At 73.6% G+C, this 23,480-nt stretch carries 4 protein-coding genes; 3 read left to right on the top strand and 1 reads right to left on the bottom strand.

Features of this window, described 5'->3' with window-relative positions:
• Positions 1 to 204 (bottom strand): hypothetical protein (locus AB0I77_RS48660; RefSeq protein ID WP_363289414.1); only part of this gene is annotated, 204 nt, incomplete at its 3' end.
• A gap of 123 nt (positions 205 to 327) precedes the next feature.
• Between AB0I77_RS48660 and AB0I77_RS48655 the strand changes: the two genes are divergently transcribed.
• From AB0I77_RS48655 to AB0I77_RS48645, 3 genes are all read left to right on the top strand, one after another.
• Positions 328 to 18,318, top strand: a complete 17,991-nt coding sequence (locus AB0I77_RS48655) for an SDR family NAD(P)-dependent oxidoreductase (RefSeq protein ID WP_363289413.1) — start codon at positions 328 to 330, stop codon at positions 18,316 to 18,318.
• Positions 18,319 to 18,446: 128 nt separating this feature from the next.
• Positions 18,447 to 20,420, top strand: a complete 1,974-nt coding sequence (locus AB0I77_RS48650) for an ABC transporter ATP-binding protein/permease (RefSeq protein ID WP_363289412.1) — start codon at positions 18,447 to 18,449, stop codon at positions 20,418 to 20,420.
• 312 nt (positions 20,421 to 20,732) lie between these two features.
• Positions 20,733 to 23,429 carry a BTAD domain-containing putative transcriptional regulator gene (locus AB0I77_RS48645; RefSeq protein ID WP_363289411.1) on the top strand — a complete coding sequence of 899 codons (2,697 nt, stop codon included), beginning with the start codon at positions 20,733 to 20,735 and terminating at the stop codon, positions 23,427 to 23,429.
• Positions 23,430 to 23,480: the final 51 nt, after the last annotated feature.

Raw genomic sequence — 23,480 nt, 5'->3', positions numbered from 1 at the left:
CGCGACACGGTCCGCTTCGCCGACGGCATCCGCACCCTCACCGGCCAGGGCGTCACCCGCTTCCTGGAGATCGGCCCGGACAGCACCCTCACCGCCCTCATCGAGCAGACAGCACCCGAAGACACCGTCATCGCCCCGCTCCTGCGCAAGAACCGGCCCGAAGAGACCGCCGCCCTCACCGCCCTCGCCCACCTCTTCACCCACGGCGCACCCGTCGACTGGCCCTCCCTCTTCACCGGCACCGGCGCCTGCCTCACCGACGCCCCCACCTACCCCTTCCAACGCCAGAACTACTGGCCCGCCGTCACCGCCTCCCTCCAGGACGCCGTGGCACTGGGCCTGACCCCTGTCGGGCACCCCCTGCTCGGCGCGGTCGTGCCCTTGGTGGAGTCCGAGGGGGTGGTTCTCGCAGGCCGCCTCTCGGCAGGTACGCAGACCTGGCTCGCCGACCACGAGTTGCACGGCAACGTCCTGCTGCCGGCAACCGCCTTCCTGGACCTGGTGCTGCGTGCGGGTGACGAGGTCGGATGCGGCCGCGTCGAGGAACTGTCCCTCAGCATGCCCCTGATCCTCTGCCCGCGTGAGGCCGTACGGATTCAGATCGCCGTGGGTGCCGCGGACGAGTACGGCCGGTGCTCCGTCGGTGTCCACTCCCGCCGCGACACGGCTGACGACGACCTGCCTTGGACCCGGCACGCCTCCGGGACGCTGGCTCCGCAGGAGCGCGCCCCGCAGATGCTCGACGTGTCGGAGTGGCCGCCCGCCGAGGCGCGGCCGCTGGATCTAGATGGTTTCTACCAGGCGCGGGCCGAGGACGGTTTCGCGTACGGGCCGGTGTTCCAGGGCCTGCGCGCCGTATGGCGCCGTGGCGATGAGGTGTTCGTCGAGGCCGAGTTGCCCGAGCATGTTCCGACCGGCGGATTTGGGCTGCACCCTGCTCTCCTGGACGCCGTGCTCCACGCCGCCGCCTTCACAGGAGGGGACGCCGAGGAGGCGGGCAGCCTGCTCCCGTTCGCCTGGGAAGGCGTGTCCCTGCACGCGACCGGCGCCTCCACGGTGCGGGCCAAACTCGTGCGCACCGGAACCGGCACCGGCACCGGCAGCATCGCCGTGACCGTGGCCGACGAGGACGGCAACCCGGTCGCGTCGGTGAGCCGTCTGGCCGTCCGCCCGGCCGACGACCGTCTCTCACCGGGCCGGACGAGCAGCGACCTGTACCGGATCGCGTGGACGCAGGTCGCCGCGACGGAGCACTACAGCGGTCCTCTCGCCGTTGTGGGCGGCGACGAAGCCGCCCGGCTCGCCGAGACATCGGGCGCCACCGCGTACGCCGATCTCGCCTCTGTCCCCGATTCGTTCCCCGGTGCCGTCCTCGCCCTCGTGGCAGCCGGCACCGCCGCTGACGACGATGTCGTCACAGCCACGCATGACGCAACGACCCGTGTTCTTCAGCTTGTTCAGGAGTGGCTCGACCAGGAGAGGCACCCTGACGCCCGCCTCGTCGTGACCACCACAGGCATGTCCGAACCGACCCTCGGTGCGGTACGAGGCCTCCTGCGCACGATGCAGAACGAACACCCCGGGCGTGTCGTCCTGTTGTCCTGGCCCGCCGAGGACGCGATCGAGACGGACCGGCTGCGCCGGGCGCTGACCCTCGACGAGCCCGAAACAGCAGTACACGAAGACCGATGCGAGGTCCCGAGGGTCGTGCGGGCCCCCGCGCCCGCCGACTCGGCCGGCCCTTGGACGGACGCCGGCCCGGTCCTGGTGACCGGCGGTACCGGCGGTCTCGGTGCGGTCCTGGCCCGGCATCTCGTGCGATCTCATGGTGTACGCGAGCTGGTGCTGCTGTCGCGGCGCGGTGCGGACGCGCCAGGGGCTGCCGAACTCGCTGCCGAGTTGGAGGAGTGGGGGGCGGACCGGGTCGACGCGGTGGCCTGCGACGTCGCCGACCGTGACGCGCTGGCCGATGCCCTGGCCGGGCGGCGGATCTCGGCCGTCGTCCATGCCGCGGGCGTACTCGACGACGGACTCGTCGGCGGCCTGACCCCCGAGCGACTGCACGCCGTACTCGCCCCGAAGGCCGACGCGGCCTGGTACCTGCACGAACTCCTGCCCGACGTCCAGGCCTTCGTCCTCGTCTCCTCGGCCGCCGGCACCTTCGGCGGCACCGGACAGGCCAACTACGCCGCCGCCAACGCCTTCCTGGACGCCCTCGCCGAGCACCGACGCAGCCTCGGTCTGCCCGCCGTATCCCTCGTGTGGGGGCCGTGGGATCTCGGCGGCACCGGTATGACGGGCGATCTCGCCCCCGCCGAACGCGAACGTCTCGCCCGCACCGGTTTCCCCGCCGTGACCCGCGAGCAAGGGCTCACGCTCTTCGACGCCGCCATGGCCCACGACGAGGCCGTCGTCCTTCCCATCCCGATGGACCTGCGCACGATCCGCGAACGCGGTGCCGTACCCGCGATGCTGCGCGGGTTGGTGCGGTCGCGTCGTCGGGTGGTCGCGTCGGGCGGCCTGCTCCAGCGGCTCACCGGTCTGGACGAGGTGGAGCGGCGTGAGGTGCTGCTGGACCTCGTGCGGGGGCAGGTGGCGCTGGTCCTGGGCCATGAGAGCCCGGCCGGCCTCGACGACTCGCGGTCCTTCCGCGACTTGGGCTTCGACTCACTGCTCGCTGTCGAACTGCGCAACGGATTGCAGTCGGTGACAGGGCTGCGGCTGCCCGCGACGCTGGTGTTCGACTATCCGACCGTGCACGCGCTCGCCGGGTTCCTGCTGGACGAGGTGCTCGGGTCGCGTGCGGCGGTCCCGGTTGCTCCGGTGGCGTCGGTGGCCGACGACCCGGTGGTGGTCGTGGGCATGGCCTGCCGGTTCCCGGGCGACGTGTCGTCACCGGAGCATCTGTGGCGGCTGGTGTCCCAGGGCGGGGACGCGGTGTCCGGGTTCCCGGAGGACCGTGGCTGGGACCTGGACCGGCTCTACCACCCCGACCCGGAGCACACGGGCACTTCGTCCGCCCGCGAGGGCGGCTTCCTGAACGCCGTCGGCGGGTTCGATCCCGAGTTCTTCGGGATGAGTCCGCGGGAGGCGTTGGCGACGGATGCGCAGCAGCGGCTGTTGCTGGAGTCCGGGTGGGAGGCGATCGAGCGGGCGGGCATAGACCCGACGTCACTGCGCGGCAGCCAGACCGGCGTCTTCGCGGGCGTCATGTACAACGACTACGCCAACCTGCTGGCCGGCCCCGAATTCGAGGGCTTCCGCGGCAACGCCAGCTCCCCGAGCGTCGTCTCCGGCCGCGTCGCTTACACCCTCGGCCTGGAAGGACCATCCGTCTCGATCGATACGGCGTGTTCGTCGTCGTTGGTGGCGGTGCATTTGGCTGCGCAGGCGTTGCGGTCGGGTGAGTGTTCGTTGGCGTTGGCCGGTGGTGTGACGGTGATGTCGACGCCGACGACGTTTGTGGAGTTCTCCCGGCAGGGTGGGTTGGCGCCGGACGGTCGGTGCAAGGCGTTCTCGGATGCGGCCGACGGGGTTGGCTGGGCCGAGGGTGTGGGTGTGCTGCTGTTGGAGCGGCGGTCGGATGCGGTGCGTAAGGGTCACCGGATTCTGGCGGTGGTCAAGGGGTCGGCGGTCAATCAGGATGGTGCGTCGAACGGGCTGACGGCGCCGAACGGTCCTTCGCAGCAGCGGGTGATCCGGCAGGCGCTGGCTGCTTCCGGGCTGAGTGCCCGGGACGTCGATGTGGTCGAGGCGCACGGAACCGGCACGACTCTCGGTGATCCGATCGAGGCGCAGGCGCTGCTCGCGACGTACGGTCAGGATCGTGAACGGCCGCTGTTGCTGGGCTCGGTGAAGTCCAACCTCGGTCACACCCAGGCCGCCGCCGGTGTCGCCGGTCTGATCAAGTCGATCCTGGCGATGCGGCACGGCATGGTCCCGCGCACCCTGCACGTGGATGCTCCGTCGTCGCATGTGGACTGGTCGGCTGGTGCGGTGGAGCTGGTCCGGGAGCCGGTGTCCTGGCCGCAGACCGGGCAGCCGCGTCGGGTCGGGGTGTCTTCCTTCGGTCTCAGTGGCACTAACGCGCACGTCATCCTGGAGGCGGGACCGGAACTCCAACCGACGTCGGTGTCGGGTGAGTTCGGCGTTCTGCCGTTGGTGGTGTCGGCTCGGTCGGAGCAGGCGCTGGATGCGCAGGTCGAGCTGTTGCGGGTGGGCGAGCCGTCGGTGGACGTCGCCTACACGCTGGCGGGCGGCCGTGCACGGTTCGCGCACCGGGCGGTGCTGTTGGCGTCCACGGAGGGTGTCACTGAGGCGGCCAGGGGAGTGGCGGCCGAGGGCCCGACGGCGTTCGTGTTCTCCGGTCAGGGTGCTCAACACCTCAATATGGGGCGGGAGTTGTATGCCCGTTTCCCGGTGTTCGCTCAGGCGCTGGATGAGGTCCTGGCCGAGCTGGACCCTGCCCTGCGGGACGTGATGTGGGGTGAGGACGAGGAGGCCCTGAACCGTACGGAGTTCACGCAGCCCGCGCTCTTCGCGATCGAGGTGGCGCTGTACCGGCTGGTGACCTCCCTCGGTGTCGTCCCGAAGTACCTGGCGGGCCATTCCGTGGGTGAGATCGCCGCCGCGCATGTCGCAGGTGTGCTGTCGTTGGTGGACGCGTGTGTGCTGGTGTCGGCGCGGGCGCGGTTGATGCGGGCGCTGCCCGAAGGCGGGCTCATGCTCGCGGTCGAGGCCACGGAGGACGAGGTCACGCCGTATCTCACCGATGAGGTGTCCATCGCTGCGGTCAACGGGCCCTCCGCGATTGTGCTCTCCGGTGTGGAGGAGGCCGTTCTCGCGGTCGCCGCCGCCCTGCCCGGCGGCCGGCGCACGACCCGGCTGCGGGTCTCGCACGCCTTCCACTCACCCCTGATGGACCCGATGCTGGAGGAGTTCCGCGCGGCGATCTCGGATCTCCACTTCCACTCACCGCGCATCCCGCTCGTGTCGAATCTCACCGGAGATCTCGTCGCTGCGGACACGGCGGACTACTGGGTCCAGCACGTCCGCGACACCGTCCGCTTCGCCGACGGCATCCGCACCCTCACCGACCAGGGCGTCACCCGCTTCCTGGAAATCGGCCCCGACAGCACCCTCACCGCCCTCATCGAGCAGACAGCACCCGAAGACACCGTCATCGCCCCGCTCCTGCGCAAGAACCGGCCCGAAGAGCCCGCCGCCCTCACCGCCCTCGCCCACCTCTTCACCCACGGCGCACCCGTCGACTGGCCCTCCCTCTTCACCGGCACCGGCGCCCGCCCCGCCGACGTACCGACGTACCCCTTCCAGCGTCGGCGTTTCTGGCCGGAGCCCTCGCCGTCGATCAAGGACGCCGTCGCCCTGGGCCTGGAACCCGTCGGACACGCGCTGCTCGGCGCGGCCGTACCCCTGGCCGGTTCCGACGGCATCGTCCTGACCGGTCGGCTGTCGCTCGCCACGCATCCCTGGCTCGCCGACCACACGGTGCACGGGCGTTCCCTGCTTCCCGGCGCCGCCGTGGCCGAAATGGCGTTGCGTGCCGGTGCGGAGTACGGCTGTCGCCGTCTCGCCGAGCTGACTCTGGGCACGCCGCTGGTGGCGCCCACTGAGGGTGCCGTACGACTTCAGGTCACAGTCGGCCCGGCCGACGCGGACGGGCGCCGGGCGGTCACCGTGCGGTCCCGTCCGGAGGGCGACGCGGAGGCGCCGTGGACCGCCCATGCGACCGGGCTGCTGGACAGCGAGCAGGAAGTACTCGCACCGGAACGGGAGTTGGCGGCCTGGCCGCCGACCGGTGCCGAGCCCGTCGCGCTCGACACCTTCTACGCCGACCGGGCGTCGACCGGGTTCGGATACGGCCCCGCCTTCCAAGGGTTGCGCGCCGCCTGGCGGCGCGGTGACGAGGTCTTCGTCGAGGCCGAGCTGCCCGAAGGGACCGGGCCGCGTGGCTTCGCTGTACACCCCGCCTTGTTCGACGCCGCTCTGCAAGGCACTTCACTGCTGGTCGGGGACGGTGTGGTGCCGTTCTCCTGGGAAGGCGTCACGCTGCACGCCGAAGGCGCCACGGCGGTGCGGGCGCGGCTGGCCCTCGTCGCGCCCGGCCGCGTCCGGGTGACCCTCGCCGACCCGACGGGGCAGCCCGTGGCCGGTGCCGACGCGCTCGCGGTCCGTGCCGTCACCGCGGAACAGTTGAACGTGGCGGCCACGGCCGGGTCGCTCTATCGCGTCGAGTGGGTGCCCGCCGCGGAGGCGGCCCGCAGCCCCGGCACACTGTGCGTCCGCGGGGACGACGACGGCACGCTCAGCGCGGCGTTGCGAGACGCGGGCCTCGTCGTGACCGAGGACGGCGCGGAGGCCGAGGTCCTGGTGCTGCCGCCGGCCGGGCCGGAAGCGCGATCCGCCGTTACGAAGGCCCTGGCGCTGCTCCAGGGTGCCCTCGCTCAAGAGCCCGGGCGCCGACTGGTCCTGGTCACGCGGGACACCGACGATCCCGCCGTCGCCGCCGTGCGCGGACTGCTGAGGTCGGCCGCGGCCGAGCACCCCGGCCGACTGGCCGTGCTCGCCGTCACCGATCCGGCACCGCGGGCGCTGCACAGCGCGCTCGGCCTGCTCCTGGACGATGCCGAGCCCGAGGTCGCCGTGCGGGGCGGGGACGTGCTGGTGCCCAGGCTGGTCCGGGTGACGGCCGGTGAAGGGCGGTCGCCGGCCTGGGACCGGGGCAGCGTCCTGGTCACCGGCGGCACCGGAGGACTCGGTGCCGCCGTGGCCCGGCATCTCGTCGAGCGGCATGGTGTGCGGGACCTGCTGCTGGTCTCGCGCCGTGGCCCTCACGCGCCGGGCGCCGCCGACCTGGTCGCCGAGCTGACGCGGGCCGGTGCCCGTGCCGAGGTCGCCGCCTGTGACGTGGCCGACCGCGACGCGCTGGCAGGGCTGCTGGCCGGGCGGACCCTCGGTGGTGTGGTGCACACGGCCGGGGTGCTCGACGACGGGGTGGTCACCGCGCTGAGCGAGGAGCGGGTGGCGGCCGTGCTGCGGCCTAAGGCGGAGGCCGCCCGCCATCTGCACGAACTCGTGGATACCGACGTGCCGTTCGTGGTGTTCTCGTCGGCCGCCGGTGTGCTCGGCAGCGCGGGACAGGGCAACTACGCCGCCGCCAATGCCTGCCTGGACGCCCTCGTACGCGAGCGGCGTGCCGCGGGGCTGCCGGGGCTGTCCCTGGCCTGGGGCCCCTGGGAGGCCTCCGCCGGGATGACGCGGCACCTCACCGACGCCGACCGTGCCCGCATGACCCGCACCGGGCTGCTGCCCCTGCCGTCGGCGACGGCACTCGCCCGCTTCGACGCCGCCCTGGCCGGCGACGAACCCGTCGTGCTGCCCCTGAGCCTCGACACACAGGCACTGAGCGCCGCCGGGTCCGCCGCACCCGCGGTGCTGCGCGGGCTCGTCCGCGACCGGCGCCGTACCGCCGCAGCGCCGTCCGTGCCCGGTGGTGAGGGGATCGGGGCGGCACTGGGCCGACTCGGGCCCGAGGAACAGCGGCGCGAGCTGCTCGGCCTGGTGCGGGGGCAGGTCGCCCGCGTCCTGGGACATCGCCGTGCCGACGCCGTCGATCCCAGGCGGCCCTTCCGCGATCTGGGATTCGACTCGCTGACCGCCATCGAGCTGCGCAACGGCCTCGCCGCCGCCACCGGCCTGCGGCTGTCCGCGACCCTCGTCTTCGACCACCCGACGGCCGCCGACCTCGCCGCGCACCTGCACGAGCGGCTGACCGGCGGCCCGGCCCCGGCCGCCGCGGAACCGGCCGCCCGGAGCGCAGCCACCGACGGCGACCTCGTGGCGATCGTGGGCATGGCCTGCCGCTTCCCCGGCGGCGTCGGCTCCCCGGACGACCTGTGGCGGCTGGTGACCGACGGCGTCGACGCGATCGGCGACGTACCCGCCGAGCGCGGCTGGGAGGAGACCAGGCGCGGCGGATTCCTCACCGATGCCGGCGACTTCGACGCCGACTTCTTCGGCATGAGCCCGCGCGAGGCACTCGCCACGGACGCGCAGCAGCGACTCCTCCTGGAGGTCTCCTGGGAGGCCGTCGAGGACGCGGGCATCGACCCGGTGTCGCTGCGGGGCAGCCGTACCGGCGTCTTCGCCGGCGTCATGTACGGCGACTACGGCACGCTCCTCACCGGTGAGCGCTACGCCGGCCTGCGTGGCGCCGGCAGTGCCCACAGCGTGGCCTCCGGCCGGGTGGCGTACACCCTCGGCCTGGAGGGACCGGCCGTCTCCGTCGACACCGCCTGTTCCTCCTCACTCGTGGCCCTGCACCTGGCCGCCCAAGCACTGCGCGGCGGCGAGTGCGCCCTCGCCCTGGCCGGCGGCGTGACGGTGATGGCGACCCCCTCGACCTACGTCGAGTTCGACCGCCAGGGCGGGCTCGCCGCAGACGGCCGCTGCAAGGCGTACTCCGACGAGGCCGACGGCGTCGGCTGGGCCGAAGGTGTCGGCCTGGTCGTGCTGGAGCGCCTGTCCGACGCCCGCCGTAACGGGCACCCGGTGCTGGCTGTCCTGCGCGGCTCCGCCGTCAACCAGGACGGCGCCTCGAACGGCCTGACCGCCCCCCACGGACCCGCCCAACAGCGCGTCATACGCCAGGCCTTGGCCGCCGCCGGACTGTCCCCGGCCGACGTGGACGCCGTCGAGGGCCACGGCACCGGCACCCGGCTCGGCGACCCGATCGAGGCGCAGGCCCTGCTCGCGACGTACGGTCAGGATCGCGAACGGCCCCTGCTGCTGGGCTCGATCAAGTCCAACATCGGGCACACGCAGGCCGCGGCGGGTGTCGCCGGCGTCATCAAGTCGGTGCTGGCCCTGCGCCACGGGGTCGTGCCGCGCACCCTGCACGCCGAGAGCCCGTCCACGCACGTGGACTGGGCGTCGGGCGCCGTACGCCCCGTGGGCGAAGACACACCGTGGCCCGAGACGGACCGGCCGCGCCGGGCCGCCGTGTCCTCCTTCGGCTTCAGCGGCACCAACGCCCACCTCATCCTGGAGGCGGCCCCGCCCCAGGAGGACGAGCCCGAGCGGGACTCCGTGGCCGTGACGCCGGGAGTGGTCCCGTGGGTGCTGTCCGCCCGCACCGCAGCCGCCCTCGACGCCCGTACCGTCCAACTCGCCTCCCGCGACGACGTCCTGGACGCCGGCTTCACCCTCGCGGCCACCGCTCGCACCGCCTTCCCCCACCGCGCCGTAGCCCTCGCCACCGACACCGGCACCGGCAGCCCCGTGGAGATTGCCCGGGGAGTGGCCGCCGAACCCGGCCCGACGGCCTTCCTCTTCTCCGGCCAGGGCGCCCAACGCCTTGGCGCCGGACGCGAGTTGTACGACCGCTTCCCGGTGTTCCGGGCCGCCCTCGACGAGACGCTGGCCCTGCTCGACCCCGGTCTGCGCGAGGTGCTGTGGGGCACCGACGAAGCCGCGCTGAACCGCACCGGCGCGGCCCAGCCCGCCAAATTCGCCGTCGCGGTCGCCCTGTACCGGCTGCTGGAGTCCCTCGGACTGCGCCCCGACGTGGTGGCCGGGCATTCCGTCGGCGAGATCGCCGCCGCGCACGTCGCCGGGGTCCTGACGCTGCCCGACGCGTGCCGCCTGGTGACCGCACGGGCCACGCTGATGGACGCCCTGCCGGAGGGCGGGGTCATGGTCGCCGTCGAGGCCGACGAGGACGACGTACGGCCGCACCTCACGGCCGGGGCGGCCCTCGCCGCCGTCAACGGGCCCGCCGCCGTGGTCGTCTCCGGCGACCTGGCCGCCGTCGAGGCCACCCTCGCCGCGCTCCCCGGCCGGCGCACCACCCGCCTCCCGGTCAGCCACGCCTTCCACTCGGCACACATGGATCCCATGCTGTCCGCCTTCCGGGAGGCGCTGGACGGCCTGGACTTCCAGCCGCCACGCCTGCCCGTCGTCTCCACCGTGACCGGAACCGCCGCGAGGGAAGGCGAGTTGACCGACCCGGGCCACTGGGTGCGGCAGGTGCGCGAGACCGTCCGCTTCGGCGACGCCGTCCGCACGCTGGCCGGCACCGGCGTGCGGGCCTACGTCGAGGTCGGCCCCACCGCCGCGCTCACGGCGCTCGTCGAGTCGATCCTGCCCGAGGACGCCGACGCCCTCGCCGTGCCGCTGCTGCGCTCGGGCCGCCCCGAGGAGAGCACGCTGGTCACCGCGCTGGCCCGGCTGTTCACCACCGGTGTGCCCATCGACTGGCCCGCGCTCTTCGCCGGCACCGGCGCCCGCCGCACGCGACTGCCCGCCTACCCCTTCCAGCACCGCCGCTACTGGCCGGCCGCCGGGGCCGCCCGCGGTGACGTCCGGGGCTCCGGACTGACCGCCGTGCACCACCCGCTGCTGGGCGCGGCGGTCCGCCTCGCCGACACCGACGCCGCCCTGTTCACCGGCCGCGTCTCGACCGCGACCCACCCCTGGACCACGGGCCACCGCGTCGCCGGCCGGGTCGTGCTGCCCGGCACCGCGCTCGCCGAAGTCGTCGCCCGAGCCGGCGCCGAACTCGGCCACGGGCACATCACCGAACTGACCCTCGCCCAGCCCCTGGATCTGCCCGACGGCGACGCCGTGACCCTCCAGGTGTCCGTCGCCGAGCCCGACGACTTGGGCCTGCGCCCCGTCACCGTCTCCTCCCGGCCCGGCGACGACCCCGACGCCCCCTGGCTGCGCCACGCGGCCGGTCTGCTCGCCGCCACCGCCGAGGCCCCCGAGTCCGGCGCGGCCGTCCCGTGGCCGCCGGGCGACGCGGAGCCGGTCGACCTCGACGGCTTCTACGCCGAACTGGCCGACACGGGCCTCACCTATGCCCCGCCGTTCGGGGCGCTCACCGCCGTGAGGCGGCGCGGCGCCGAGGTGTTCGCCGAGGCCGCCCTGCCGGACGACACGGACACCGACGGCTTCGGCCCGCACCCCGCCCTGCTCGACTCCCTGCTGCACGCCGCCGTCTTCACCGGCGGCACGCCGGGACTGCCGTTCGCCTGGCAGAACCTGGACCTGCACGGCGGCACGGGCGCACGCGTGCTGCGCGCCCACATCGTCCGCGACCCGGCCAAGGACACCGTCCGCCTCACCGTCACCGATCCCGCGGGAACACCGGTGGCCTCCGTCGGCTCCCTCGTCACCCGGCCGCCGTCCGAGACCCCTACGACGGTCCCCAACGCGCTGTTCCGGCGCACCTGGGCGCCGGTGCCGGATCTCGAAGCGGCGCCGGCCGCTCGTACGGCCGTACTCACCACGGGTTCGGCCCCGCCCTGGGCGCCCCAGGGCGCCGAGATCCTGCACGCCCTGGACGGCACCACAACGGCACCCAGCCCAGTGCCCCGACAGGCAACGTTCGCCCCGTCGCGACGCCCGGCACGCCCTCTCGCCGCACCGGCCGAAAGCCCAAGTACGTCCAGTACGAGAGCTTCCGGCCGGCACGCCGAGAGCACGCACCGAACGCCGCTCCTCAACGGGCAAACGTTGCTTGCCGGGGCACTCGTCCTCACCGAGATCACCGCCGACGACCTGCACACCACGCTCCGGCACACCCTGGACCTCCTCCACACCTGGCTCGCGGCCCCGGCATACGCCACGTCCCGCCTGGTCGTCGTCACCGCCGACGACGACAACCCCGTCCTCGAAGCCGTCCGCGGCCTCGTCCGCTCGGCGGCGAACGAACACCCCGGCCGCCTGGCCCTGCTCACCCGCGACCCGGGCACGCCACACCTCCCGCCCCCGGCCCGGCTTCTCGCCGCCTACGACACGGGCGGCGAGTCGGAGATCGCCGTCCGCGGTACGGAGCTGCTCGCACCGCGCCTGACCCGTCACGAGCCCGGCACCACGCAGGCCCGGGACAGCTGGACGCGGCCGGGCAGCGTGCTCATCACCGGAGGCACCGGCGGCATCGGCGCGGCTCTGGCACGCCACCTCGTCACCCACCACGGCGCACGCGACCTTCTGCTCGTGTCCCGGCGAGGGGCGGACGCCCCGGGCGCCGAAGAACTCCGCACCGAACTGACGGAGTACGGAGCCGGTGTGGAGATCGCCGCCTGCGACGTGGCCGACCGCGCCGCACTGGCCGACCTGCTCACCCACCGCACCATCGGCGCCGTCGTCCACACGGCGGGCGTCCTCGACGACGGCGTTCTCACCTCCCTCACCTCCGAACGCCTCTCCGCCGTCCTCCGCCCCAAGGCCGACGCCGCACGGCACCTGCACGAACTCCTCCCCGATGTCCGGGCGTTCGTCCTGCTCTCCTCGGCGGCCGGCACCTTCGGAGGCGCCGGCCAGGCGAACTACGCCGCCGCCAACGCCTACCTCGACGGCCTGGCCGCCCGCCGCCGCGCCCTCGGCCTGCCCGCGACCTCCCTCGCCTACGGGCCGTGGCAGCTGACCGACGGCATGACCGGCGACCTCGACCGCACCGACCGCGAGCGCCTGGCCCGATCCGGCTTCCGCCCGCTCTCCGTCCAGGAGGGCCTGGCCCTGTTCGACGCCGCTACGGCCGACGAGACACCGGTCGTGGTACCCGTACGGTTCGACCATGCGGCCCTGCGGTCGCGGACCGACGTCCCGCCGCTGCTGAGCACGCTGTTCCGGACCCGTACGACCACTGCCGGCGACCTCCCCGGTCGCCTGGCGGGGAAGACCGGGGAGGAACAGTGGGCCGTGCTCCTCGACGTGGTCCGCGCCCGCGCCGCGGCCGTCCTCGGCCATGACGACGCCGGGGCCGTCGAACCCCGGCGTCCCTTCCGCGACCTGGGCTTCGACTCGCTGACCGCGGTCGAACTGCGGAACGCCCTTGCCACGGCGACGGGCCTCAGGCTGCCCGCCACGCTGGTCTTCGACCACCCGACGGCCGAAGCACTGGCGACGTACCTGCGCGAGCAGTCGGCGGGTACGACCACGGATCCGGCCGACTTCCCGCCCCAGACGCACCTCTCGGACGACCCGGTGGTGATCGTGGGCATGGCCTGCCGTTACCCGGGCGGGGTCGAGTCGCCGGAGGGCCTGTGGCGGCTGGTGTCCGAGGGCGTCGACGCGGTGTCCGGTTTCCCCGAGGACCGGGGCTGGGACCTGGAGCGGCTCTACCACCCCGATCCGGAGCACAGCGGCACGTCCTCGACCCGGGCCGGTGGCTTCCTCGCCGACGTCGCCGGGTTCGATCCGGAGTTCTTCGGGATGAGTCCGCGGGAGGCGCTGGCGACGGATGCGCAGCAGCGGCTGTTGCTGGAGTCCGGGTGGGAGGCGATCGAGCGGGCCGGTATCGACCCGACGTCGCTGCGCGGCAGCCGGACGGGTGTGTTCGCGGGCGTGATGTACAACGACTACCGGGAGTTGCTGCCGGGGGAGGAGTACGAGGCCTTCCGGGGCAACGGCAGCGCGCCGAGCATCGCGTCGGGCCGCGTCGCCTACGCCCTCGGCCTCGAAGGCCCGACCGTGACCATCGACACCGCGTGTTCGTCGTCCCTCGTCGCTCTGCACCTGGCGGCGCAGGCGTTGCGCAGCGGCGAGTGTCCGCTGGCGCTGGCCGGTGGTGTGACGGTGATGTCGACGCCGACGACCTTCGTGGAGTTCTCCCGGCAGGGCGGACTCTCACCCGACGGCCGCTGCAGGGCGTTCGCGGACGCGGCCGACGGGGTCGGCTGGGGCGAGGGCGTCGGCATGCTGCTGCTGGAACGGCAGTCGGAGGCCGTGCGCCACGGCCATCGGATCCTGGCGGTCGTCCGGGGCAGTGCCGTGAACCAGGACGGCGCGTCGAACGGGCTGACCGCGCCGAACGGCCCGTCGCAGCAACGGGTGATCCGCCAGGCGCTGGCGTCGGCGGGACTCGAGGCGCGGGACGTCGACGTGGTGGAGGCCCACGGCACGGGCACCCGGCTCGGCGATCCGATCGAGGCGCAGGCCCTGCTCGCCACCTACGGTCAGGATCGCGAACAGCCGCTGCTGCTGGGCTCGGTGAAGTCCAACCTGGGCCACACCCAGGCCGCCGCCGGTGTCGCCGGTGTGATCAAGAGCGTGCTGGCGATGCGGCACGGCACGGTCCCGCGCACCCTGCATGTCGACGCTCCCTCCGCGCACGTGGACTGGTCGGCGGGCGCGGTGGAACTGGTCCGGGAACCGGTGCCGTGGCCGGACAGCGACCGCCCGCGCCGGGCCGCTGTCTCCTCCTTCGGCCTGAGCGGCACCAACGCCCATGTCGTCCTCGAAGCCGGCCCCGAGCAAGAGCCCCTCGCGGACGACACCCAGCGCGTCGTCCCCCTCGTCGTCACGGCCCGCTCGGAAGAGGCGCTCGACGCACGGATACGGCAACTCCAGCCGTACGAGCCGTCGGTGCACGTCGGCCTCACGGCGGCGACCGGCCGGGCTTCCTTCGCTCACCGCGCGGTGCTGCTGCCGTCGGCGGACGGGACGACGGCAGGCGCCAGGGGAGTGGCGGCCGACGGCCCGGTGGCGTTCGTGTTCTCCGGCCAGGGCGCCCAGCGGCTCGGCATGGGCCGCGAACTGTACGCCCGTTTCCCGGTGTTCGCTCAGGCGCTGGACGAGGTCCTGGCCGAACTGGACCCACGACTGCGGGACGTGATGTGGGGCGAGGACGAAAGCGCCCTGAACCGTACGGAGTTCACGCAGCCCGCGCTCTTCGCCGTCGAGGTGGCCCTGTACCGCCTGGCGGAATCCCTCGGCGTACGGCCGGACTTCGTGGCCGGGCACTCCGTGGGGGAGATCGCCGCGGCCCACGTCGCGGGCGTGTTGTCGCTGGCGGACGCATGCGTGCTGGTGTCGGCCCGCGCCAGGCTGATGCAGGCTCTCCCCAAGGACGGCCTGATGCTGGCCGTGGAGGCCACCGAGGACGAGGTCACTGGGCTCCTCACCCACGAGGTGTCCATCGCGGCGGTCAACGGGCCGTCCGCGCTCGTGCTGTCGGGCGCCCAAGAGGCCGTTCTCGCGGTCGCCGCCGCCCTGCCGCAGGACCGCCGCACCACCCGGCTGCACGTCTCGCACGCCTTCCACTCGCCGCTGATGGACCCGATGCTCGACGAGTTCCGCGCGGCGATCTCCCCAGTGCGCTTCGGCGAGGCGCGCATCCCCCTCGTCTCGAACCTCACCGGAGACCTCGCCGCCGCGGACACGGCGGACTACTGGGTCCAGCACGTCCGTGGGACGGTCCGGTTCGCCGACGGCGTGCACACCTTGGCCGAGCAGGGCGTCACCCGCTTCCTGGAGATCGGCCCCGACGCCACCCTCACCGCCCTGGTACAGCGGTCCGCCCCCGAAACGGCCCTCGCGGTCGCGGCCCTGCGCCACCACCGCCCCGAGGAAGAGGCGTTGGCCGACGCACTGGGGCACCTCTTCGTGCACGGTGTCCCCGTCGACTGGGCGGCGTACTTCGCGGGGACCGGCGCCCGTCTCACCGATGTCCCCACCTACCCCTTCCAGCGGCAGCGCTTCTGGCCGGAGCCCCGTACGGGTCCCGGTGCCGGCGATGTACGCTCCGCCGGGCTCCTGCCCGCCGGGCATCCCATGCTCAGCGCGGCGATGGTGCTCGCGGACGGCGACGGCGCGGTGTTCACCGGCCTGCTCGCGCCGCAGGCGCAACCCTGGCTCGCCGACCACACGGTGCTCGGCCGGCCCCTGGTCCCCGGTGCGGCCCTGGTCGAGCTGGTGATCCGGGCCGGCGACGAACTCGGTGCCGGACGCGTCGAGGAACTGACGACGGTCGCTCCGCTCGTGCTGCCCGACGACGGCGGACCCGTCGGATTGCAGTTGCGGGTCGGCGGCGCCGACGACACCGGGCGGCGCACCTTCACGGTGCACGGCCGCCCCGACCGGGACGCAACGGACGCCCCCTGGACCGCGTACGCCCACGGCGTGCTGACCAACGCCTGCGTCGAGGAGCCGGTCCCCGGCACCGCCGTATGGCCGCCGGAAGGCGCCGAGTCCGTCGAACTCGCCACGCACTACGACACGTTGGCGGACGCCGGCTTCGACTACGGGCCGTCCTTCCGCGCGCTGCGGCACGCCTGGCGGCGCGGCGAAGAGGTGTTCGCCGAGGTGTCCCTCGAACCGGAGACGGACGCCGAGGGCTACGGCGTCCACCCCGCCCTCCTCGACGCCGTGCTGCACGCGGCCGGCTTCACCGGCGCGGGCGGCGACGAGGGTACGGCGCTGCCGTTCTCCTGGGAGGACGTGGCCCTGTTCGCCTCGGGTGCCCGCACGGTGCGCGCCCGGCTGGAGCGGACGGCGGAGCGGACCGTGCGCATCGAGGTCGCCGACGGTGAGGGCGGGGCCGTCCTCACCGTCGGCGGGCTGACCGTACGGCCCGTCGACGGCGACCGGATGGCCGGTGCCGCCTCCGCCGCCGCTCCGGACGCACTGCTGCGCACCGCGTGGACGCCGGCCGGCGAGTCCGCGGCCGAGGTGCCCGCCGAGATCGCCGTACTCGGAGAACTGCCCGAGGATGTCGCCGGGGAGCTGACCGCGGCCGGCGTCAAGGCGGTGGCGTACGACGATCTCGCCGCCGTGGCCGCGCACCACGGCCTGGTGCTCGCTCCGGTGCGGGAAACCGGCGACGATCCGGCCGGCTCCGCGCACGCCCACGCTCGTGCGGCGTTGTCCCTCGCCCAGACCTTCTCGGCCGACGAACGGCTCGCCGGGGCACGGCTCGTCGTCCTGGCGCGCGGGGCCACCACGGGGGCGGAGCCGGGTGCCGCCGCGGCGTGGGGGCTGCTGCGCTCGGCGCGGAGCGAGCATCCCGGCCGTATCACCCTGCTCGACGTGCCCGGCGAACCGACCCGCCTGGCCCGGGCGTTGAGCGTCACGGAGCCCGAAGTGACCGTGGTGGACGGCGAAGTGCTGGTGCCACGGCTGGAGCGCGTGACCCTCGACACCGGCTCCAGCCGGCCGGACGCCGACTTCCCCTTCGCCGAGGGGGGAGCCGTGCTCGTCACCGGCGGCACCGGAGGCCTCGGTGCCGTCCTCGCCCGGCATCTCGTCGCCCGGCACGGCGTACGCGACCTGCTCCTGCTGTCCCGGCGTGGCGCCGACGCGCCCGGCGCCGCGGACCTCGTCGCCGAGCTGACCGGGCAGGGCGCCCGCGTCGAGGCGGTGGCCTGCGACGTCGCGGACCGGGACGCCCTCACGGCCGCCCTCACCGGCCGGAGTGTCGGCCACGTGGTGCACGCGGCGGGCGTCCTCGACGACGCCACCGTCGCGCATCTCACCCCCGAGCGCGTCGCCGCGGTCCTGCGGCCCAAGGCCGACGCCGCCTGGCATCTGCACGAACTGCTGCCGGACGTCCTCTCGTTCACCATGTTCTCCTCCGCCGCCGGCACCTTCGGTAACGCCGGGCAAGGTGCGTACGCCGCCGCGAACGCCTTCCTGGACGCGCTCGTACGGCACCGTCACCGGCTCGGCCTGCCGGGCCGCTCCCTGGCCTTCGGACCGTGGCAGCAGCCGGACGGCATGGCCGGCGCGCTCGGCGCCCGCGACGTCGAGCGGATGCGTGCGGCCGGCTTCCCGCCGCTGCGTACCGACGAGGGCCTGGCCCTGTTCGACCGGGCCGCCTCGACCGCGGAGTCCGTGCTGCTGCCGGTGCGGATCGACGTGGCCGCGCTGCGCGCCCGCGACGACGTGCCCGAGCTGCTGCGAGGGCTGGTACCGGTACGCCGGTCCGCGGCCCGGGCCACCGATCCGGGGCTCGTGGCACGACTCGCGACGCTGGACGAGACCGAGGGGCGTACGACCGTACTGGAGCTGGTGCGCGACCAGGCCGCCCGCGTCCTCGGCCACCGGCCCGGCGGCACGACGGACCTCGAACCGGAACGGGCGTTCCGCGACCTCGGGTTCGACTCGCTGATGTCGGTGGAACTGCGCAACGCGCTCAGCGCCGCGACCGGCCTGCGGCTGCCGGCCACCCTGGCCCTGGACCACCCGACTGTGGAGGCGGTCGCCCGGCACCTGTACGCGCTGCTCGCGCCCGAGGCCCAGCGGACCGGGGCCGACGGCCTGCTGGCCGCTCTGGAACGCGTCGAGCGGATGATCGCGGCCCTGCCGGAACCGGCCGCCGACTCAGTGGCGCACCGGCAGATCGCGGGACGGCTCGACGTCCTGCGGACGCGCTGGTCCGCCCTCGCCGCCTCGGCGGCCACGGCACCGGAGCGGGCTGCGAACGACCCGGAGCGGGCGGAGGAGCTCGACATGGACACCCTGTCGGACGACGAGATGTTCGCCTTCCTCGACGACGAACTCGACGGCGGGTGACCGAGGGATGGAGAGCTTCCACTGATGTCCCCCGCCGCGCCCCGCCTAGCGTGGGCGAAACCGGTACACGAACAGCGGACCAGCGGCACGGCCGGGTCCCTGAGCCGAAGAGGCGATGAGACGTGGGCATGGTCAAGACGGACGACGGTCCGGCCATCGAGGTGCGTGATCTCGTACGCGCCTATCGCGGGCGGGGCGGTGAACTCATCAGAGCCAACGACGGGTTGACGTTCGACGTGCCGCGCGGGCAGGTGTTCGGCCTGTTCGGTGCCAACGGCGCGGGCAAGACGACGCTCGTCCTGCAGATGCTGGGGCTGGTGCGCCCCACCTCCGGCTCCATCACCGTCAACGGCTTCGACGTGGTGCGCCACCCCGAGCTGGTGAAGTCCACCGTCGGCTTCCTGCCGCAGCGCGGACTGTCGATGCGGCTGATCGAGGCGCGCCGGGCCCTGCACTACACGGGGCGGCTGCGCGGCCAGAGCGAGGCGGACACCCGGCGCCAGACCGACGAACTGATCGACGAGCTGGGTCTGGGGCCCTACGCCGACCGGCAGGTGGAGCGGCTCAGCGGCGGGCTGATGCGGCTGGTGAACTTCGGCATGACCCTGATGGGCCGGCCCGAACTCATCGTGCTCGACGAGCCCACCAACGAACTCGACCCGCACAACCGGCGGTTGATCTGGGACATCGTGCAGCGCCGGGCCGCCGAGGACGGCACGAGCGTCGTCCTCGTCACCCACAACGTGCTGGAGGCGGAGAAGGCCGTCCACCGGGTCGCCGTCATGCACGCCGGCCGGATCACCGCCATGGGCACCCCCGGCGAACTCAAGGAGCAGACCGGCGCTCGGGCGCGGCTCGAGCTGTTCGTCCGCGACGGCGGCAACCTCACCGACGTGGAGGCCGCCCGGCTCGGCCGGCTCGGACTCGTCACGCCCGGCGACCGCCCCGGCAGCTACCTCGTCACGGCACCGCCCGACCGGATCCAGCCCCTGCTGGAAGTCCTGGTCAACGACCTCGGCGTGACCCGCGTCGACGACTTCCGCTTCGCCCGGCCCACCCTGGAGGACGTCTACCTCAGCCTCAAGCCCGCACCCGTCGGCGAATCGGAGCAGCCGGCCGAGCCCGAGCCGGCACCCCAGCCGACCGACTCACCCGAACCACCGCCCCCCGTCAAGGAACTCGCCGCCGTCGGCGCCCTGGGCACCGAACCCGAAGCGGCCCCCGACGCCACCGCACCCGCGACCACCCCACCCGCCCCTGTCCGGCGCGCACCGCTGCCCGCCGCCCGCACTCCCCGGCCGGCACCGCCTTCCCCGGCCCCCGCCCGGCCCCCCCGGCGCACCCTCGGGTCACGGCTGGCCACCTTCGGCAGGTCCTTCAAGTACCTGTGGTTCGAGCACATGCTGATCGTGCGCACGTCCTGGCACGTCCACATGGTCTTCGGCATCTTCATGCCGCTGACGATGGTGTTCGGCTTCTCCCGCATCGGCAGCGGGCTCACCGACCAGTCCAGCCTGCTGTACATCGCCAGCGGCTCCGGCGTGTTCTCCATCGCCGCGCTCGGCACCACGGCCATCGCCCAGCGCATCGGCGCCATCAAGGCCGAGGGCTCGATGATGTACTACGCCTCGCTGCCCATCAGCAAAGTGGCCTTCGTGATGGCGTTCGTCGCCGCCCGCCTCCTGCTCATCGCGCCCGGCCTGCTCACCTCCCTGCTCGCCGTGGAGGTGCTCTACGACATCAAGCTCACGCTGTCGCCGACGCTGGTGTTCGTGTATCCGCTGACCACTCTGCCGCTCGCCGCGCTCGGCCTTGTCATCGGCAGCCTCATCGACAGGATCGAGCTCATCTCCATCGTCACCTACATGCTCAACTTCCTGCTGCTGCTGGGCGCCCCGCTGCTCATCCCGATGGAGTCCCTGCCGCTCGCGCTGCGCGTCATCAGCTACGCCATGCCGACCAGCTACGGCGCCGACGCCATCCGGCACAGCGTCACCGGGGACATCGACGGCACCTTCGTCCTCGACGTGGCCGTCCTGGCCGTCGCCTCGGTGGCGTCGCTGTGGATCGCCGACAGGGCACTGCGCTGGCGGGCCTCCTGACGTCGGTCCACGACCAGTGTTTTCCCCAGTGACCGCCCCACCGGATCGCCGATAGCATCTTTTCCGTATCCAGAGGGTGAATGTCCGACGGCCGTTCTCCGGGCTTGGTGCGAGACCCGGAGAACGGTCGTACGGGTTCATCGAAAACACCTCGGAGAACGGCAAGAACGGCACCGGAAATCGGCTCGGCGCATTCGGGGAAACCGGACGGGAACACCGGAAGAGGGAGCCGTCCCTTTTCATCGTGTCTTTCGTCTCCTGCCGGTCCTTACGATTGTTTTGCGGGCCGGAGCGGACGGGAGCGACACCGGCATGAAATTCCAGGTGCTGGGCCCGCTGACGGTACTCGGCGACAGCGGCCCGGTCGTGCTGAGCGGCATCAAACAGCGGGCCACACTCGGCCATCTGCTCCTGCACGCCAACGAGGTCGTCGCGACCAGCGCCCTGATGCGCGCCCTGTGGGACGGCGAACCACCGCCCACCGCGCGGAAGATGCTCCAGAACGCGGTGTCCGCCCTGCGCGGCCTCCTCGCCACCGAGGACACCCGCGGCGGCCCCGTCCTCCTCACCCACGCCCCCGGCTATCTGCTGCGCGTCGACGGCGACGACCTCGACCTGACCACCTACCGCGCCCTCGCCGACCGCGGCCGCGCCGACCTCGCCGCAGGCGCCTGGACCTCCGCCGCCCGCACCCTGCGCGCCGCCCTCGACCTGTGGCGCGGCCCCGTCCTCGCCGACCTCGCCGAGTCGGGCACCGACTGGCCCGAACTGCGCACCCTCGCCCAGGCCCGCTCGGCCACCCGCGAGGACCTGTACGAGGCCGAACTCGCCTGCGGTCGGCACTTCGACATCCTCGGGGACCTGGAGACCCAGGCCCAACAGGAACCGGCGCGCGAGCGGATCTGCGCCCAGCTGATGCTCGCCCTGTACCGCTGCGGCCGGCAGACCGAGGCCCTGGACGCCTACGGCCGCACCAGGACCGCGCTCGCCTCCCGGCTCGGCCTGGAACCCGGCCGGGCACTGCACGCCGTGGAACGCGCCGTGCTCGATCACGATCCCGTCCTCGGACAGCCCGACGCGCTCGCCATTATCGCCCTCGACGGCGAGACCCGCCGAGCCCTTCCCCGTCCCACGGGCCCGTCGGCCGCACCTCGCCCGACGCCGCCCGCGGTGCCCGTCGCCCCGGTCGGCTACGGACCCCGGCAGACGGCCCGGCCGACGGTCCCCGCCCCGTCCACCGCTGTGGGCCCCCCATACCCCGCCGCACCCGCCGGCGCCCTCACAGAGCAGCGCAAACAGCTGTCGATGCTGTTGGTGCGCACCACTTTGGGCAAGGGGCTCGGTGGCGACCCCGAGGACGAGGCCCGGTTGTCCGGCGATCTCGCCGCCGCCATCCGCGACGAGGTCGCCCGGCACGGCGGAAAGGTATCCGGCGTCCTCGGCCCCGTCACCTTCGCCCTGTTCGGCGTCGTCCGTACCCGCGAGGACGATGCCGAACGCGCCGTCCGGGCCGGCCTGGCGATCCTGCGCAGACTGCGCCAGTACGGCGCCGGCGGCCCCGTCCCCGTCCACGGCCGCTCCGCGCCCCGCGTGGCCGTCGCCACCGGCGAGGTCGTCGTCACCTGCGCCGCCGACGGCACCGGCGCGGTACCCGTCGTGAACGGCGCTGTACCCAAGAGCTGCACCGATCTCCTTCAGATCGTGCCACCCGGCGGCATCCGGGTGTGCGCCACGACCCGTGCCGGCAGCGAACGCGCCGTTGCCTACGGCCCGGCCGGACCCGACGGTGCCTGCGAACCTCTCGGACCACGCCCCGCCGGCGCGGGCGCCCCGCCCCCGCTGGTCGGCCGGGACCGGGAGACGGAACAACTGCGCGGGGTGCTCGACGACGTCGTCCGCAAGCAGCGGCCCTGCCTCGTCACCGTCCTCGGCGTGGCCGGCGCGGGCAAGACCCGCCTCGGCGACGAACTGTCCCGTCTCGCCCGCCGTTCCCCGCACGGCTACGGTGTCGTCATCGGCCACAGCTCCTGGTACGACTGCGAACGGCCACTGGCCCTACTGGAACGCACTCTGGCCTCCGCCACCCGAACCCACCGCAACGAGGACGAGTCCGACCGCGACGCCCTCACTCGCACCGTCCACGCCCTGTTCGGCACCGGTGACCGCGGCGCCTGGCTGATCGACCGCCTCGCCCCACTGCTGCGCACCGAGCCACCCGCCCCTGCCGAATGGCCCGACCTCGCTACTGCCTGGCGGCTGCTGCTCACCGGCCTCGCCGCCGAGCGCCCCCTCCTGCTCCTCCTGGAGGACCTGCACCGCGCGCCGGACCCCGTCCTGGACCTCATCACCGAACTCGCCGACGCCGCCGGCCCCGTGTCGCTGTTGGTCGCCGTCACCGCGCGGCCCGAACTCCTCGACCGCAGGCCCACCTGGGGAGGCGGCCGGCGCGACGCCCTCACCCTCACCCTCGATCCGCTCGACGGGACCTCCACGGCCGCACTGCTCGACGCCCTACTGGCCCCCACCGGCCGCGACCTCACCGTTGACCTCCGGCGCGACCTGCTCGCCCGCATCGGCGGCAACCCCCTGTACGCCGTGGAGTACGCGCGCGAACTGATCACCGTGGCGCCTGCCCGCCCGGCGGGACCGCCGCGACTTCCGCGCCACGTACGGCAAGTCGTCGCCTCCCATCTCGACACCTTGCCGCCCGTCGCCAAGGCCGTCCTCGTCAACGCCGCCGCTCTGGGCGGCGTGTGCTGCACCGAGGGCGTCGCCGCGGTCGGCGGACTCGACTGCGCCGAAGTGGCCTACTGGCTGGAGCACCTTGAGCGTCGCGGCTTCCTGCGCCGCTCCCGGCACCCGTCGGTCACGGGTGCCCTGCGCTACGCCTTCCGTCATCCGGCCACCCGTGAAGTGGTCGACGAACTCGTATCCCGCACAGTGCGCGAGAACCGCAGGAGGCGCGCCGAGGCCTGGGCCAAGCAGACGGCGGCACAGCTGTCCGGCTGACCCCGTACGTCCATCCGTGGACCGGAAGGCATGGCCTTTTTTACTAGGCAT

This window comes from Streptomyces sp. NPDC050619 (assembly GCF_040654815.1).
GTDB lineage: Bacteria > Actinomycetota > Actinomycetes > Streptomycetales > Streptomycetaceae > Streptomyces.
The sequence above is the reverse complement of the archived record's forward strand: the minus strand, read 5'-3'. Positions and strand labels throughout refer to the sequence as shown.